The sequence below is a fragment of the Tabrizicola sp. YIM 78059 genome (assembly GCF_004959785.1).
In the GTDB taxonomy this organism is placed as follows: Bacteria; Pseudomonadota; Alphaproteobacteria; order Rhodobacterales; family Rhodobacteraceae; genus Tabrizicola; species Tabrizicola caldifontis.
In genome coordinates, this window is sequence record NZ_SJZH01000009.1 from 1 (window position 1) to 16795 (window position 16795).

Annotated in this window: 16 protein-coding genes and 1 pseudogene; 13 read left to right on the forward strand and 4 right to left on the reverse strand. The window is 64.3% G+C overall.

What is annotated here, in order from left to right; genetic code table 11:
• Positions 1–43 precede the first annotated feature (43 nt).
• Positions 44–754, forward strand: a complete 711-nt coding sequence (gene phoU / locus EZM81_RS12255; RefSeq protein WP_135450484.1) for a phosphate signaling complex protein PhoU — start codon at positions 44–46, stop codon at positions 752–754.
• Positions 755–874: 120 nt separating this feature from the next.
• On the opposite strand, the gene EZM81_RS12260 is transcribed toward phoU, so the two are convergent.
• Entirely contained in the window at positions 875–1666 is a 792-nt protein-coding gene (locus EZM81_RS12260; RefSeq protein WP_135450483.1) for a helix-turn-helix transcriptional regulator, read from the reverse strand.
• A 72-nt stretch (positions 1667–1738) separates the two neighbouring features.
• Between EZM81_RS12260 and EZM81_RS12265 the strand changes: the two are divergent.
• From EZM81_RS12265 to EZM81_RS12305, 9 genes and pseudogenes are all read left to right on the forward strand, one after another.
• Positions 1739–2843: pseudogene (locus EZM81_RS12265) on the forward strand (ABC transporter ATP-binding protein).
• Positions 2843–3760, forward strand: coding sequence for an ABC transporter permease (locus EZM81_RS12270; RefSeq protein ID WP_135450481.1), 918 nt, complete (start codon positions 2843–2845; stop codon positions 3758–3760). Before EZM81_RS12265 ends, EZM81_RS12270 begins: the two are co-directional and overlap by 1 nt.
• An 85-nt stretch (positions 3761–3845) precedes the next feature.
• Positions 3846–4646, forward strand: a complete 801-nt coding sequence (locus tag EZM81_RS12275; RefSeq protein ID WP_136645921.1) for an ABC transporter permease — start codon at positions 3846–3848, stop codon at positions 4644–4646.
• Positions 4647–4664: 18 nt separating this feature from the next.
• Entirely contained in the window at positions 4665–5684 is a 1020-nt protein-coding gene (locus EZM81_RS12280; RefSeq protein ID WP_135450479.1) for an extracellular solute-binding protein, read from the forward strand.
• 95 nt (positions 5685–5779) lie between these two features.
• Positions 5780–6538 carry a nitrilase-related carbon-nitrogen hydrolase gene (locus EZM81_RS12285; RefSeq protein WP_136645922.1) on the forward strand — a complete coding sequence of 253 codons (759 nt, stop codon included), beginning with the start codon at positions 5780–5782 and terminating at the stop codon, positions 6536–6538.
• The gene (locus EZM81_RS12290) at positions 6535–8616 is read left to right on the forward strand and encodes an NAD(P)-binding protein (RefSeq protein ID WP_136645923.1); all 2082 of its coding nucleotides are present in this window, start codon (positions 6535–6537) and stop codon (positions 8614–8616) included. Before EZM81_RS12285 ends, EZM81_RS12290 begins: the two co-directional genes overlap by 4 nt.
• Before the next feature lie 148 nt (positions 8617–8764).
• On the forward strand, positions 8765–9187 hold the full coding sequence (locus EZM81_RS12295) for a RidA family protein (RefSeq protein ID WP_135450476.1): 423 nt from the start codon (positions 8765–8767) through the stop codon (positions 9185–9187).
• On the forward strand, positions 9184–9855 hold the full coding sequence (locus EZM81_RS12300) for a DUF1028 domain-containing protein (RefSeq protein ID WP_136645924.1): 672 nt from the start codon (positions 9184–9186) through the stop codon (positions 9853–9855). The genes EZM81_RS12295 and EZM81_RS12300 overlap by 4 nt, the downstream gene beginning before the upstream one ends.
• Complete coding sequence (locus EZM81_RS12305; RefSeq protein WP_248298216.1) at positions 9848–11077, forward strand: NAD(P)/FAD-dependent oxidoreductase; 1230 nt, start codon at positions 9848–9850, stop codon at positions 11075–11077. Before EZM81_RS12300 ends, EZM81_RS12305 begins: the two co-directional genes overlap by 8 nt.
• Before the next feature lie 174 nt (positions 11078–11251).
• On the opposite strand, the gene EZM81_RS12310 is transcribed toward EZM81_RS12305, so the two are convergent.
• From EZM81_RS12310 to EZM81_RS12320, 3 genes are read right to left on the reverse strand one after another with little or no spacing between them, the layout of a single operon-like run.
• Positions 11252–12049: a 3-methyl-2-oxobutanoate hydroxymethyltransferase gene (locus EZM81_RS12310; RefSeq protein ID WP_135450473.1), complete on the reverse strand. Its 798-nt coding sequence runs from the start codon at positions 12047–12049 to the stop codon at positions 11252–11254.
• Positions 12049–12360, reverse strand: a complete 312-nt coding sequence (locus EZM81_RS12315) for a MocE family 2Fe-2S type ferredoxin (RefSeq protein ID WP_135450472.1) — start codon at positions 12358–12360, stop codon at positions 12049–12051. Before EZM81_RS12315 ends, EZM81_RS12310 begins: the two co-directional genes overlap by 1 nt.
• A gap of 9 nt (positions 12361–12369) precedes the next feature.
• On the reverse strand, positions 12370–13461 hold the full coding sequence (locus EZM81_RS12320) for a fatty acid desaturase family protein (RefSeq protein ID WP_136645926.1): 1092 nt from the start codon (positions 13459–13461) through the stop codon (positions 12370–12372).
• A gap of 144 nt (positions 13462–13605) precedes the next feature.
• Here EZM81_RS12320 and EZM81_RS12325 point away from each other — a divergent pair, with 144 nt between their 5' ends.
• The 3 genes from EZM81_RS12325 (at position 13606) to EZM81_RS12335 (ending at position 16743) form a co-directional block, all read left to right on the forward strand.
• A complete protein-coding gene (locus tag EZM81_RS12325; protein ID WP_136645927.1) occupies positions 13606–14637 on the forward strand; it encodes a LacI family DNA-binding transcriptional regulator in 1032 nt (343 codons plus the stop codon).
• A gap of 129 nt (positions 14638–14766) precedes the next feature.
• Entirely contained in the window at positions 14767–15573 is an 807-nt protein-coding gene (locus EZM81_RS12330; RefSeq protein ID WP_136645928.1) for a TIM barrel protein, read from the forward strand.
• Between the two features lie 228 nt (positions 15574–15801).
• Entirely contained in the window at positions 15802–16743 is a 942-nt protein-coding gene (locus EZM81_RS12335) for a substrate-binding domain-containing protein (protein ID WP_135450468.1), read from the forward strand.
• The last annotated feature ends 52 nt before the right edge of the window (positions 16744–16795 follow it).

Here is a 16795-nt window from a genome sequence, read left to right on the forward strand (position 1 = left end):
CCGAAGCCTACATCACCGGCCGCATCGGGTAAGGAGCAAGGCCATGACGACGACCGACTCGCACATCCTGCATGCCTTCGACCGCGATCTCGATGCCCTTCAGGCACATCTCGCGCGGCTTTCCGGTCTTGTCGAGACCGCTCTTGTGGATGCCGCGAAAGCCCTCGAGGACCAGGATCTCGAGGCAGCCGCCCAGGTGATCGCCCGCGACGCGGCGGTGGACGAGCTGGAAGAGTTCATCCAGACCGAGGCCGCCACCCTGATTGCCCGTCGGGCGCCTACTGCCGGGGATCTGCGGCTGGTGCTTGCAGTCATGCGGGCGGCAAATGCGCTCGAGCGGGTGGGCGACTATGCCAAGAACGTGGCCAAGCGCGCCCGCGTGATCGGCCGCACCGCCCCGGTCGAAGGCCATGCCGGAACGATCCGCCGGATGGCGACGCTGGTAGCGAAGATGCTGGAAGAGGCCCTGCAGGCGCTGGTACGGCGGGATGCGGCGCTGGCCGACAGTGTACGCAAGCGCGACCTCGACGTGGACCAGATGTACAACACGCTCTTCCGGTCGCTGTTCACCTACATGATGGAAAACCCGGCCAATATCGGCCCATCGATGCACCTTCATTTCATCGCCAAGAACATCGAACGCGCTGGCGATCACGCAACCACGATCGCCGAACAGGCTGTGTATCTGGCGACTGGCAAGATGCCATCCGAGCCGCGCCCCAAGGCCGAGACGCCGACCACGGAGGACGGCTGACGCGGTCGCCGCGTCGCCTTCGCCGCAAGGGGGGTGACGGCCGACCGTCGCGCGGCATCAGCCGAGGCATGCCATACGGATGTTGCCGGCATGGGCTTCTGGATCATACCGTCAGGTTTTTCATCCTGCCTTTAGCAGGGGTAGCATCAAGGCAAACAACTCTGCCTGCGAACTGATCCCGCAGCGCGCATAAAGCTGTCGGCGGAACACCTTCACGGTCTGGGGCGATACGCCCAGACGCAGGCCGATCGACACGGTCGAATGTCCCCGCAGGATCAGCAGCGCCACTTCCGCCTGGCGGGGCGACAGGCTGATCCCGTGCCGCGCCGCCGCCGAGGCCGCCAGGACCCCGGCAGTGTCCTCTGCCGGCCCGACGCTTTCGGCAATCCCCCGCCAATGCGCCCGCGCCAGTGCGGCAATCACCGGGGCAAGTCTTTGGAAACATTCCATTTCCGAAGCCGAAAACGCCCGGCCGGATGTCGCGTCGCGCCCTAGGCACAGGTTCAGCGACACCCCTGGCGCGGGCCAGACAACAAAGGTGATCTCATCCACCAGCGTGGTCTGGTCATAGTATTCGATGAAATACCGGCTGCGCTGGAAGGCATCGGGCGCAATGTCCAGCAGGCGATAGGCCCCCTCGGGAGCGCGCCGGCGATGCAGGTCATAATAGGGATCCAGCCGAAAGGCCCCCGCAACATAGGTGTTTTCCAATTCCGAAAACACTTGCGGATGGACAAAGCGCCGATACAGGACGAGCGGCGGCCCGGCATCCCGGTAGGCCAGAATGACCAGGTTGTCGGGGCGGACAAGGCCCAGAAAGAAATCCCACAGGGCCGACTCGAAGCCCTCGCCCCCGATCCGGGCGATCACTTCGGCCAGCCGGCTTTCGGAGAGGTTCGGCAGTGCCTCCATGCGAATACCTCATTGGGGGTATATACCCCTGCACGACGCAAGGTTTAGCCTTTCCGCGCCGATACTGGGGGTATGAGCTGGCCGATGTCCACCGCTGTCGACATCCGTGATGCCGTGAAACGCTATGGTCTGGTCACCGCGCTGCATGGCGTTTCGCTGACCATCGCCGACAACGAATTCTTTACCTTGCTTGGCCCGTCCGGTTGCGGCAAGACAACGCTCCTGCGCCTGATCGCCGGGTTCGAAGAGATTACCTCGGGCGAAATCCGTCTTTTCGGTCAGGACATTGCCCGGCTGGAACCGCACCAGCGGCCTGTCAACACGGTCTTTCAGCAATATGCGCTGTTCCCGCACATGTCGGTGATCGACAATGTGGCCTTCGGGTTGAAGATGAAGGGCGTCGATCCTGCCACCCGCCGTGCGCGTGCGGGCAGGATGCTGGAAATGGTGCATCTGTCGCAGTTCGCCGACCGCATGCCAGCCCAGCTTTCCGGCGGCCAGCAGCAACGCGTTGCCTTGGCCCGGGCGCTGGCGCCGCAACCCAGGGTGCTGCTTCTTGACGAGCCGCTTTCGGCACTGGATCTGAAGCTGCGCCAGGCGATGCGGGTCGAACTGAAGCAGCTTCAGGAAGAAACCGGAATCACCTTCATCTTCGTGACCCACGATCAGGAAGAAGCGCTGACCATGTCAGACCGGATCGCCGTGATGAGCGCNGCTGACCATGTCAGACCGGATCGCCGTGATGAGCGCGGGCCGCGTCCAGCAGATCGGCACCGCGCGCGAGATCTATGAGGCGCCCGTCAACCGCTTTGTTGCGGATTTCATTGGTGAAACCAATCTGTTGCAGGTCACGGTTGAAGAAGTTTCGGAAGATCGGGCCACAGTCGTCCTGCCGGGCGGGCACCGGATCACCTGCCCCTCGGCCAGCAGCTCGACCGGCCTTCACCATCTGTCGATCCGCCCCGAGCGCCTGATGATTTCAGACGATGCCGACCTGACGGCGACCGTTGAAAGGGTCGTCTATCTTGGCACCGACCTTCAGGTGATCGCCCATCTCGACGGCGGCCAGCCCATCACGTTGCGGCTTCAGAACGCAGCCCGCGTCGCCCTGCCCGAACCCGGCCAGAGGATCGGCCTGCACCTGGAGGAAGGCGGCGCCCGCCTTCTGGCCGACTGATGGCCGGCCCCGGACCCGACCGGCCACCGGGCGACGCGACCTACCGGGATCTCGTGCGCCCGTTGCTGCTGCCAAGCTGGCTGGTGATCGGCATCCTGATGGTTCTGCCTGTCGCCCTGATGGCGGTCTATTCCTTCCTGACCAAGGAATTTCGCGGTGGCGTGATCTGGGATTTCACCCTTGCCGCCTATGACCAGTTCTTCCTTGACCGTGGCCTTTTCGGTGACGACCCGCCCCGGATTGAATGGACCTACATCTCGATCTTCTGGCGCTCGATCTGGCAAGCGGGGCTGGCAACCCTTCTGTGCCTGCTGATCGGCTTTCCCACTGCTTGGTTCATTGCGACGCGACCCGCCCGGACGCGCGGTCTCTGGCTGTTCCTGATCACGATCCCCTACTGGGTGAACCTGCTGATCCGCACCGTGTCGCTGCGTTTCCTTCTGCGCGATCAGGGGCCGTTGAACGGGGCGCTGCAATGGCTTGGGCTTCTGGATAGCCCGCTTTCCATCATCAACACCAATCTGGCGGTACAGATCGGGCTGTTCTACAGTTACCTGCCCTTCATGGTCCTTCCGATCTATGCCGCAGTCGAGCGATACAACTTCGCCCTGTCCGAGGCCGCCGCCGACCTTTATGCCAACCGATGGGCAACCCTGCGCGAGGTGGTTCTGCCGGTCGTCAAACCGGGCATCGTCGCGGGCTGTATCCTGGTCTTCATCCCATCGCTTGGCGCCTTTCTGGCGCCCGACCTTCTTGGCGGGGCCAAGACCTTCATGATCGGCAGCCTGATCGACGAACAGTTCCGCGGCAGCCAGGGGAACTGGCCCTTCGGAGCCGCCGCCGCGATGATCCTGATGAGCCTTGTCCTGATCGTGCTGCTGATCTACGCCCGCTCGCAAGGAAGGGCGCCGCGATGAACGATGCGATGACCCAGCCCCACGTCCCCCACCCCCACTTTCGCATGGGGCCAGTCAGGGGCTGCAATCGCCGGGGGGCCAATCCATGAAGGGCGTGCGGCACTATCCGGGCTTCCTGCCGTTGACCATCGTCTGCCTGGTGGTCCTGTACACGCCGCTCATCGTCGTCGCGGTATACAGCTTCAATGCCTCGACCTCGATCACTAGCTGGGGCGGCTTCTCGCTTCGCTGGTATGGCGAAGTCTTCACCGGCCGCGAGGCCACGCGCTTCGGTCAGGCCGCCTGGAATTCGATCACCATCGCGCTGATGGCCGCGACCACCGCCACAGTGATTGCCACCGCCGCGGCCCTTGCTATGGTAAGGGGCGGGCCATTCAGGGGGCGTCAGGCCAGCTTTGCCCTGATCAACCTGCCGCTGATGGTACCCGAGATCGTGATTGCGGTCGCCACACTTATCTTCTTCAGCACCATCGGCCTGAAAACCGGTTATCTGACCATCCTGCTGGCTCACATCACCTTCTGCATCCCCTTCGCTTACCTGCCCATCGCCGCCCGGCTTGAGGGGATCGAGGGCACATACGAACAGGCCGCCCGCGATCTTTACGCGACCCGCGCCCAAGCCTTTCGTCTGATCCTGCTGCCGCTGATGGTGCCGGGAATCGTCTCGGGCTGGCTTCTGGCCTTCATCATCAGCCTCGACGACTTCATCATCACCAACTTCGTCAAGGGTGCCGGCATGGAAACGCTGCCCACCGCGATCTTCGGCAGCGTGAAACAGGGCATCAAGCCGAACATCATGGCCATTTCCACGCTGATGCTGCTGGTCAGCGTGCTGTTCGTGACCGCCGCCTATCTGATCAACCGCAAGGGACGCCAGACGCCCTGAGACCCACAGGAGAGATCCATGAAACGCCTTCTAGCCTTGACCACGCTGCTTGCCACACCCGCCTTCGCCGAAGGCGAGCTGAAGGTATATCACTGGTTCGAATACATCCCCGACGACCTTGTGCAGAAGTTCGAGGCCGAAACCGGGATCAAGGTCACCATCGACACCTATGACAGCAACGAGGCGATGCTGGCCTCTCTGAAGGCAGGCAAGCTTGGCCAGTATGACGTGGCGGTGCCGGCTGACTTCATGGTGGGCATCATGGCCGCCGACGGGATGCTTGACAGCTTCACACCCGAGGAAATGCCGAACCTCGGCAATATCGAACCGAAATGGATGGATGTGCCGTTCGACCCCGGACGCAAGCATTCCATCCCCTACCAGTGGGGCTCGACCTCGTTCAGCGTGAACCGCGACGTGTATCAGGGCGACATCTCGTCCCTTGCCACCATCTTCGACCCGCCGCCGGAGCTTTCGGGCAAGATCAACGTGCTGGACAGCCAGAACGAGGTGCTGATCCTGGGCAGCCTCTACCTCGGCATTCCGCAATGCACGCAGGACCGCGAGCAGCTGAAAGCGCTGAATGACATGCTGCTGAATGCGAAGAAGCACTGGGCCAGCTTCGGTTCGGACATCGCCAAGGATGTGCTGGTTTCGGGCGATGCCGCCGCGGGCATGATCTACAACGGTTTTTCTGCCAAGGCCCGGGCCGAAGGGGCGAATGTCGAATATGTCTATCCGAAGGAAGGCCATGTGGTCTGGATGGACAACGTGGTGCTGCTGAAGGATGCGCCGAACCGCGAAAATGCCCTGAAATTCATGAACTTCCTTCTGGAGCCGGAAAATGCGGCAGCCGTAACCAACTATGCCGCCTATACCTCGGGCGTGATGGGGGTAGAGCCGTTCCTGGATGATGCGATCAAGAACAGCCCGGAAAACAACCCACCGCCGGGCATCACCCCCGGTGTCTTCGCCCAGGCCTGCGATCAGGAGACACAGAAGCTCTACGACGCGATCTGGACCAACCTGAAGAAGTGACACCCCGCTGCTCATCGGCCCTGCCGGACCTCTTCGCCAACACCAGCGAAAAGCGTCCGGCAGGTAAACGATGAGCGGCTAGCCGGGATCCGACCATGCGCCTCGCCCTTCTGCAAACCCCTTCGCCCATGGGCGACCTCGACGCTGCCTGCACGCAGGCCGAGGCGGCACTTGCCGCAGCCGCAGCCATGGGTGCGGCAGCCCTCGTCCTGCCCGAAGTCTTCCTGCCCGGCTACAACCAGCCGGACATTGCGGCCCGGGCCTTGGCTCTGGACAGCGCTCCGATGCAAAGGCTTGCAGCAGCCGCAAGGGCACATGGAACGGCGCTGGTGGTCGGCTATGCCGAACGCGAAGGCGAACGCGTGTTCAACTCTGCCGCCTGCTTCGGCCCGGATGGCACCTTGCTTGCCAACTACCGCAAGATCCAGCTCTACGGCCCCCGGGAACGGGCCCTCTATCAGCCGGGCGAGGCCTATTCGCTCTTCGCCCTTGGCGACGAAATTGCAGCAATCCTTATATGTTACGACATAGAGTTTGCGCCCCATGTGAAGGCGCTTGCCGATCGCGGGGTGACCGTGATCCTCGCACCAACCGCCAACATGCTGCCCTTCACCCACGTCGTGCGCTACACAGTCCCAGCCATGGCGGCGAACCATGGGGCCACCATCGTCTATGCCAACTTTTGCGGGCAAGAGGGCGACCTGACCTATGTCGGCGGTAGCCTGATTGCCGGCCCGCACGGGGAAATCCTTGCTCAGGCGGGCGAAGGCCCGGCCCTGCTGGTCGCAGATCTGCCCGTGCGTGACCCCGCCCGGCTGTCCACCCAGTCGGCGGATCTGAGGCCCGTCGGATGACCCGCCTGCCTGCCCACGACATCCTTTTCACGCCGATGCAGATCGGGCCCAAGACGGCGAAGAACCGCTTCTACCAGGTGCCGCACTGCAACGGTGGCGGCTACCGCGACCCCTCGGCTGTGGCAGAAATGCGCCGCACCAAGGCCGAGGGTGGCTGGGGTGTGATCTTCACCGAACAGACGGAAATCCACCCCAGCAGCGAAATCACGCCATTTATCGAACAACACCTTTGGGATGACCGAGACATCCCTGCGCTCGCCCGCATGGCCGAGGCGATGAAGTCGCACGGCGCGCTGGCCGGCATCCAGCTGGCCTATTCCGGCATCAACGGCCCGAACCTCTATTCGCGCGAGGTGCCGCTGGCCGTGACCGGCGGCCCGATCCTGACCTTCACCGCCGATCCCGTCCAGGCCCGCACCATGGACCGCGAGGACATCCGCAACCTTCGCCGCTGGTTCCGCAATGCCTTCCGACGCAGCCAGCAGGCGGGTTTCGACCTGATCTGCCTTTATGGCGCACACGGCTTCGGCATCCTGCAGCATTTCCTGTCCCGCGCGACCAACCAGCGCAGCGACGAATACGGCGGCAGCCTGACAAACAGGTCAAGGTTCCTGCGCGAAGTCATTGAAGACATGCGTGATACCACGAAAGGGGAACTGGCCGTAACCCTGCGCATGTCGCTGCACGAGGCGGGCGCCTACGGCTTTTCCAACGCCGAACTGCGCGACTTCATCGAGATGCACGGCAACCTGCCCGACCTGTGGGATCTTGCCCACGGCACCTGGGAAAGCTGTTCCGGTACCAGCCGCTTCACGCCCGAAGGCGCGCAGGAGGATCTGGTCAAGGGCATCAAGGCCCTAACGCCTAAGCCCGTGGTCGGCGTCGGCCGCTTCACCAGCCCGGATGCCATGGCCCGGCAGATCAGGGCCGGCATCCTTGATTTCATCGGTGCCGCCAGGCCTTCGATCGCCGACCCCTTCCTGCCGAAGAAGGTTGAGGAAGGCCGCTACGAGGACATCCGCGAATGCATCGGCTGCAATATCTGCGTCTCGGGCGACATGACCCAGGGCATCAGCCGCTGCACCCAGAACACCGCCTTCATGGAAGAATGGCGCAAGGGCTGGCACCCCGAACGCGCGCGTCCCAGGGGCGCCTCTGAAAGCGTCCTGATCGTCGGTGCCGGCCCGACCGGACTGGAGGCCGCCCTTCAGGCTGCGCGGCGCGGCTACAGGGTCGCCCTTGCAGAAGCCGGCACAACCCTGGGCGGCCGTGTGGCGCGGGAACGCAACCTTCCCGGCCTTTCCGCCTGGGGCCGGGTGGCCGACTACCGGATAGGGCAACTCGCCCGCATGGCGAATGTTGAAATCTACCGCAACAGCCCCCTCACACCCGGTGACATCCTTGCCACTGGGGCGGATCATGTCGCCGTTGCCACCGGGGCCATCTGGCGGCGCGATGCCGTCGCGCGGCTGCATCTGCACCCGATACCCACCGATCCGGCAATGCCGCTTTTCACCCCCGACGACCTGATGGACGGCAAGGCCCCCGAGGGGCTTACAGTCGCCATTTACGATGATGATCATTTCTACATGGGCTCCGTCCTTGCCGAACTTCTTGTGGCCAAGGGCAACCGGGTCCACTTCATCACTCCCGCCGCGAAAGCCGCCGAATGGACCGAAAACACGCTGGAACAGCGAACGATCATGCGCCGCCTGCTGGAAAGCGGTGTCGATGTCCATCTGAACAAGTCCCCGGAAACCATCGGCCGAGATGAACTGACTCTCGCCTGCACCTGGACCGGACGCCTGACCGCCCTGCCGGCAGAGGCCGTCGTGCTGGTCACGTCCCGCACGCCGGACGACCAGCTTTACCACGCGACCAGGGCGCTGGACTGGCAAGGCGCGGGCATCCGGTCGCTGAAGCTGATCGGCGACGCCGCCGCCCCCGGACCCATCGCCTGGGCCACCTATGCAGGGCGCAACTGGGCCGAGGGCCTGGACCAGCCCGACCCCGGCGACGCCCTGACCTTCCGCCGCGAGATCGCCGCGCTCGACAGCGGGCCAGGCCTCCTGCCATGACACCCCGCTGCCCCTTCTCCTGTTCGCAAATATCCCCGCCAAAGGCTGCCGAGGCCCTGGGTGTCCTTCACGCGCGGGGCCGAGACAAGGGCCGCTCGCCCGCAAGGACGCTCCGCTCCGCAACCACCATCATCTCCCGGACCCGACCATGACCCATTTCCGCCATCGCAAGTTCAACACCCGCGACACCTACCCGGAACAGAAGCTTGACAACGACCTGGCCCAAGCTGTCGTGGCCAGGGGCCGTATCGTCTTTCTGCGTGGCCAGTGCCCGCAGGACCTGGACACCGCGCAGGACATCGGCAGCCACGACCCGGTCGAACAGACCCACAAGGTCATGCAGAACATCCGCCAGCTGCTGGAAGAAGTCGGCGGCAGGATGGAACATCTGTGCAAGATCGTCGTCTATCTGACCGACGTGCGCCACCGCGAGGCCGTCTATCGGACCATGGGCGAATACATCAAGGGCGTACATCCGGTCTCGACCGGCGTGGTCGTGACCGCGCTTGCCCGACCTTCGTGGCTGGTGGAAATCGACGGGACCGCCGTCATCCCGGACGACGAGGCATGACGTTCTCGCTTGTTGCCCGCTGCGCACGGACCGGCCAGTTCGGCATGGCGATCTCTTCCTCGTCACCCGCCGTTGCTGCGCGCTGCGCCCATGTCCGGGCCGGGGTCGGCGCGGTGGCCAGCCAGAATGTGACCGATCCGGCACTGGGCCCGCTGATCCTCGACCGGCTGGAAGCCGGACTTGCAGCCCCCGACGCCCTGCGCGCTGTGACCGAGGGCCGCCCGCACATCGCCTTCCGACAGCTTCTGGTGGTGGACAGTGCCGGACGGACAGCGATCCATTCCGGGGCAGAGGTGCTTGGCCTCTGGGGCCAGGCTACGGGGTCCGACTGCGCCGCGGCAGGCAATCTGCTGGCCGATCCCGGCATCCCAGCCGTCATGGTTGCAGCCTTCGAAACGGCAACCGGCCCTCTGGCTGAACGGCTGATGCGGGCACTCGAGGCAGGGCTTGCGGCAGGTGGCGAGGCCGGGCCCGTCCATTCCGCCGGGCTGAAGGTGGCTGACCGGCTGTCCTGGCCAATGGTCGATCTGCGCATCGACTGGGCTGACGATCCGGTGGGAATGCTGCGCGCCGCCTGGGATATCTATGCGCCGCAGGCTGCGGCCTATGTCCAGCGCGCCGAAGATCCGACAGGGGCGCCATCCTACGGGGTGCCCGGCGATGAATAGCGAGGCCCTGATGGAAAGCACGGATACCCTTGTCATCGGCGGCGGTCAGGCAGGCATCGCCACCTCGGCGCATCTGCAAGGGCACGGTGTGCCGCATCTGGTGCTTGAACGCGCACGCATCGCCGAACGCTGGCGCAGCGAGCGATGGGACAGCCTGGTTGCGAATGGCCCGGCTTGGCACGACCGCTTCCCTGCGGCGGAGTTCGAGGGGATCGACCCAGATGCCTTTCCCCCGAAAGAGGCTGTGGCCGATTATTTCGAGCGCTTCGCCCGCGACCGGGCCCTGCCGATCCGCACCGGGGTAGAGGTCACGAAACTGGAACGCAGCAGCGAGGGGTTCTATGCAACCACCGCCGCGGGCGTGATCGCGGCGCGCAATGTCGTTGTCGCCACGGGCCCGTTCCAGAAACCGATAATTCCAACCGTGGTGAACGATCCCGCGATCGCCCAACTGCATTCCAGCGCCTACCGGAACCCCGCTGCCTTGCCCGATGGCGCAGTTCTCGTGGTCGGCGCAGGGTCTTCCGGCGCGCAGATCGCCGAGGAACTGGCCAGGGCCGGGCGCCGCGTGTTCCTGTCGATCGGCCCGCATGATCGCCCACCGCGCCGCTATCGCGGCAAGGATTTCGTCTGGTGGCTGGGCAAACTTGGCAAATGGGACATGAAGGCCCCAACCCCTGGAACCGAACATGTCACCATCGCCGTCTCGGGTGCCTACGGCGGCCACACGATGGATTTCCGCCGCCTTGCCACACTGGGGATCACACTGCTGGGCCGGGCCGGCGCATGGCGCAACGGGGCCCTGCACTTCGCCGACGACCTGGCCCGGAACATCGCCGAAGGCGACCGCAACTATCTTTCGGTGCTTGACGAAGCCGACGCCTACGCCGCGGCGCATGGCCTTGACCTGCCAGAGGAACCGCAGGCGCGCGAATTCTTGCCCATGCCGCCGGAAGTGGCAGACCCGATTTTGCACCTGGACCTGTCGGTAGCGGGAATCGGCACGATAGTCTGGGCCACCGGCTTCCGCCCGGATTTCGGCTGGATCGATCTGGACATCTTCCAGCCCGACGGGCGGCCGCGGCATCGGGAGGGTGTGACCGAGGTGCCGGGCCTCTATTTCGTCGGCCTGCCCTGGCTGTCATGCCGGGGCTCGGCCTTCATCTGGGGCGCATGGCGCGACGCGGAACGGCTGGCGGGGCTGATCGCCGCGCGGGCCTGAGGCAAAGGACGCCCTCCACCCTCTCCCTCTCCCACGAAGGAGGAGGAAAGCGCGAGAGGATGCGGCGGTCGCCTGGCTTCGGCAACCGGCGGCACGGAGAAGCGTATGGGGAGGAGCGCCTCCCCTCCCCCTCCGCGGGGATGGGGTGCGGGGCCACCGGGCAGTGTGCCGGTGTCAGGCGACCTGATGCAGCCAGTCGCGGAAAGCCTCGACCACGGCCGCGTCGCAATCCACCAGGTGTTGCGGCGCGGGATAGTCGCCGTCGTGAACGTCCCGGGCAAATCGCCCCAGAGCCTCGACACGCATGCGTTGCAGCCGGTCGTACTCACCTTTGAAATCGGCATATACCTTGGCGTGCCGCGGGATATGTCCCCGGTTCTGCCCCAGCACGTCTTCGGCGAACAGGTATTGCGCGTGGCCCGCCTTCCCTGCCCCCATCGAGATCAGGAACAGGGCCGTGCGCTCGGCGATCAGACGGGTAATCGAATGCGGCACGATCTCGATCTCCACCGCAAAGGCACCGGCCGCTTCCAGCGCCTTGCACTGGTTCCAGACGAGTTGCGCCGTCTCCAGCGTTTTGCCTACCGCCTTGAAACCGCCCGTCCAGGTGCGCTTCGACGGGATCAGCCCGACATGGCCGCAGACCGGCAACCCGTGGTCCGCCATGGCACGGACAGTGGCAAGGCTCCCCGAGCAGTAGAAGGCATCCGCCCCGTGCTTGTACAGCGGGAAGGCCCAGCGCAGGAAAGCCTCTGTCCCGCCGATCTCGTAGAAGTTCTCGCCCGGAAAGGCGAAACAGTCGGGCGCCACCTCACGGAAGCGGCCATCGAAGATCATCGACGGCGGCACCGACAGAAGCTCTACCCCCGCCCTGGCCGCGGCCTCGGCCTCCTCGATGGTCTCGACCCGCAACATGGCAAACTGATGGTTTCCACGCGCATCCAGCAGGTCGCGAACGGTGGGCGGCGCCATCACGCCACCTCGATGAAGACGCGGCCGCCCTCGACCTTCACCGGAAAGGTCTTCAGGTTGACGCAGACCGGCGGTCGCATCGCCTCGCCCGTGCGATAGTCGAACTGGCCGTTGTGTTTGGGACATTCGACAAGGTGGCCCATGACGAGGCCATCGCAAAGATGCACGTTCTCGTGCGTGCACAGGCCCTCGGTCGCGTAGAACTCACCTTCCGGCGAGTGGTAGACGGCAAAGGTCTGGCTACCATGGTCGAAGCGGATCAGGTCCTCCTCTTCGATGTCGTCCGTGGCGCAGGCGTCAATCCAGGGCATGGGTCATCCTCATTCGGCAGCGGCGGGGCGCGTCATGCCCGGCACATACTGGTGGAAATCCTCGCGGTAGGGCTTGGCTGTGGGTGGCAGGTCGCGCTTCAGGAAATAGTCCTCGTTCAGAACCTGCCGCTTGATCGCGGGCCACATCTCGGCAAACGCCTCGGCGATAGAGCGGTTCGGAGGCGGGAGATCGTTCTTGATCACCTCATGCAGGCGCGGCAGGGCGTGGTAAGGCACCATCGGGAACATGTGGTGTTCGACGTGGTAGTTCATGTTCCAGTAGATGAAGCGGCTGATCGGGTTCATGTAGACGGTGCGGCTGTTCAGCCGGTGGTCGACCACGTTGTCGGCCAGCCCGCCATGCTGCAGAAGCCCGGTCATCACATGGTGCCAGGCGCCATACATGCGGGGCAGGCCAACGACCATCAGCGGCAGGATCGAACCCTGCCATAGCGCAAGTCCGATGGTCGCCACGTAGATCGACAGGTGGACGATGGCCACCCTTTGCACTTTGCCCCATTCGCTTTGCGGCACGAAGGTGCGCTCTTCCGCCGTGGGGCCCCCGATCGCATTGCGGATCAGGGTCGGAAAGAAACGGATCACATCGATGATCCCGAAGAAGTTCAGGATCAGCTTGGCCAGTTCCGGCGGGCGCATTACGGCGATCTCGGGGTCGCGACCGACGAAATAGGTCTCTGAATGATGCCGCGCATGGCTCCATCGCCAGGTGGCCGAGTTGCGCATGATCATGAAACTGGCGATCTCGTAGACCAGATTGTTCATCCATGGCGTGCGAAAGGCGGTGCCGTGCCCGCATTCGTGCCAGCGCGAGTCAGAGGCCGAGCCGTAAAGCACCCCATAGGCCAGCCAGAATGGCGCCGACCACCGGGACGGCCAAAGCGCGATGCCGATTCCGGCAAGCAGGATCATGCCGCCGTAAAGGATGATCGTATCGCGGATCGCAGGCTGGTCGGACCGCTGCATCAGTTCCTTCATCACCTTGCGCGGCACTTCGGTATGATACCACTCTGCCGCCGTCAGACCGCTTTCGACTGCGCGCTGCGCGTCAGGTCCGAAGGGGCTGTAATCCCGTCTGGCCATCTTGCCCTCCAGATTGCCCGGGCCTTTCGCCCGGTGTTTCCTGCATAGGTCGGTCTGGGCCCTTTCACCAAGACCGGACCTTGCGGATTTCGTCACAAGCCATCATGCTCTTCGGCAGTCCTGATGTTTTTTCGTCATAATCCGATGGCCCGTCGTCCCACCATCCATGATGTCGCCCGCGAGGCAGGCGTTTCCACCGCTACCGTCGACCGCGTCCTGAACGGGCGCGAGAAGGTGCGCGAGGAAACAGCCCGCAAGGTCTATGACGCGGCGCGACTGATCGGCTACCACGCTGCCCCGCTGATCGGGCAAAGGATGCAGCCAGACCTGCCCCGCCTTCGCCTGGGGCTGGTACTGCACAAGGAACGCCAGTCCTTCTACCAGGCCTTCAAGGCCGAGGCCGAGCGTGCAGTCGCCCAGGCAACGGGGGTGCGCGCCTCGCTTCAGGTGGCCTTCGCCGCGTCCCAGTCGCCGCGGGATTTCACCGAACTTATGGAAGGCATGGCAAGCCGGGTCGATGCCATCGCAGCAACTGCCGTGACCCACCCCGATGTTACCGAGGCCGTGGTCCGCCTGAACGCCAAGGGCATACCCTGCTTCGCTCTGCTGAACGACTTTGCCCAAGGCGTGCGGCAGAACTATCTTGGCCTGAACAATCTGAAAGTCGGCAGGATCGCCGCGCACATGATCGCCACGGCGGCACATCATCCGGGCAAGGTTGCGGTCTTCGTCGGCGGCTACCGCTGGCACGGGCACGAACTGCGCGAAACCGGCGTTCGCAGCTATTTCCGCGAACATGCGCCGCAGTTCCAGGTGCTGGACACGCTGATCAACCTGGAAACCCGGCAGCTGACCTACGAGGCGACGCTGGATCTTCTGGGGCGCCATCCCGACCTGCGGGGCATCTACTGCGCGGGCGGCGGCATGGAAGGAGCCATAGCCGCCCTGCGCGAGGCCCGCCAGCCCGGCGAGGTCGCGCTCGTGGTAAACGAACTGACCCCGGAAAGCCGCAGTGCGCTGATCGAAAGGCATGTGACCATGGTCATCGCCACGCCCCTGCAAAGGCTGTGCGCCGATCTGCTGACCCTTGCCGCCAAGGCGCTGGCCGGGGGAATTGCCGGCGTGCAGGGGCAGCATTTCCTGCAACCCGATCTCTACCTGCCCGAGTCGGTCTGATTGCATTTCGTCAGTACATGACGCAGTATTTCGTCAGCTTTGATGTGAACTTTCCCTGTCGGATTGACGATGCGCGCGGCTTGGGGCGATCCCTGTTCCACCCGGAAGCATCGCGGTGGGAGGCCGTGCATGACCCAGTTTGCCCTGAACCACATGACCGTGGCCCGGCTGTCGTTCCGCGATCTGGTCGCCCTTGCCGCGCGCCTTGGCTGCGTGGGGATCGAAGTGCGAAACGATCTGCCGCAGCCGCTGTTCGACGGGATGGACCCTGCCGAGGCCGGCGCGCTGGTCCGGGCGGCGGGTCTGCGGCTTCTGGCACTGGCCGAGGTCAAGAGGTTCAACGACTGGTCTGACGAAAAGGCCAATGAGGCTCTGGCCCTCATGCGGATCGCCCGCGCCGCCGGGGCCGAGGCCGTCAGCCTGATCCCGCGCAATGACAACAGGGGCATAGGCAACGGCGAAAGGCAGGCCGCGCTGCGCGTGGCGCTGAAGGCGCTGAAGCCGATGCTGGAAGACCATGGCCTTGTGGGCATGGTAGAGCCCCTGGGGTTCGAGATCTGCGCACTGCGCTACAAGGCCGAAGCCGTCGAGGCGGTCGAGGCGATCGGCGGCACTGGCCGGTTCAAGCTGGTGCATGATACCTTCCACCACACGCTCGCCCATGGCGGCCCGATCTTTCCCGAACATACCGGGATCGTGCATGTCTCTGGCGTGGTGGACCAGGAGGTAGCCCTGTCCGACATGCGCGATCCGCATCGCGTGCTGGTCACACCAGCCGATCGGCTGGGTAACATCGCCCAGATCGAAGCACTTCGCGCCGCCGGATGGGACGGGCCGGTGTCTTACGAGGCTTTTTCACCCCTCGTCCACGAACTGGCCGATCCCGAAGCCGCACTTCGGGCCAGCATGGATCACATCTCGCGGGTGCCCGCATGACGACGCCCCGTCTCGGCCGCAGGACGCGCCAACAAAAGGCCGCGTGCATGGCATCGCAAATGGATTGCAACCGGTTGCAAAAATCTGTTGACCGGCTGTCCGCAACTCCTCAGTCTGGAACCCCGGGCTGATCGAGTCGCCCCGGACCGCGCCGGGAGGGCGCGGCCGGACGTTGAAGAAACCGGACCTGCCGTAGCGGACGGCAGGCCGACACAGGGAGGAACCACCATGAAGAAGACCCTTATCGCTGCGGGCCTCGCCTCGCTGATGACCACGACCGCGATGGCCGAAGGCATCGGTGTGTCGATGGCGCTGTTCGACGACAACTTTCTGACCGTGCTGCGCAACGGCATCCAGGCCAAGGCCGATGCCGACGGACTTTCGGTACAGATCCAGGATGCCCAGAACGACGTGGCCAAGCAGCTGGACCAGATCAACAATTTCATCGCACAAGGGGTGGATGCGATCATCGTGAACCCGGTGGACACCAGCGCCACCCAGGCGATGACCGATGCCGCCGCCGCCGCTGGCGTGCCGCTGGTCTATGTGAACCGCCAGCCGATCAATGTGGACAGCCTGCCCGACAACCAGGCCTTCGTCGCCTCCAATGAAAGCGAATCCTCGCGCCAGGGCTTCATCGAGCAGTGCCGGCTGTGGAAGGAACAAGGCAAGGAGGAAGTCAGTGTCTACGTCCTTCAGGGCGAACTGTCGAACCAGGCCGCAGTGCAGCGCACCCAGAACTACTATGACGTGATGAACGAAGGGCTATGCCCGGTGAAGGTCAACATCATCGATCAGCAAACCGCGAACTGGAGCCGCGACCAGGCACAGAACCTCATGACCAACTGGCTTTCGACGGGCACGCCGTTCGACGGCGTCCTGGCCAACAACGATGAAATGGCGCTTGGGGCGATTCAGGCGATGAAGGCTGCAGGCATCTCGATGGACGATGTCATCGTCTCGGGCGTGGACGCGACCCAGGATGCGCTGGCCTCGATGCAGGCGGGCGAGCTGGACATCACGGTGTTCCAGAATGCGGCTGCGCAGGGTGGCGGCGCGCTGGATGCGGCGGTCAAGCTGGCGAAAGGGGAAACGGTGGAACAGAAGGTCTACATTCCCTTCGAACTGGTCACGCCCGCAAACATGGCCGAATACATGGCCAAGAACTGACCCCCATGCAGGGGCCTGACGGGGCGGCGGCAACCGCCCCGTTTGCCCGGAC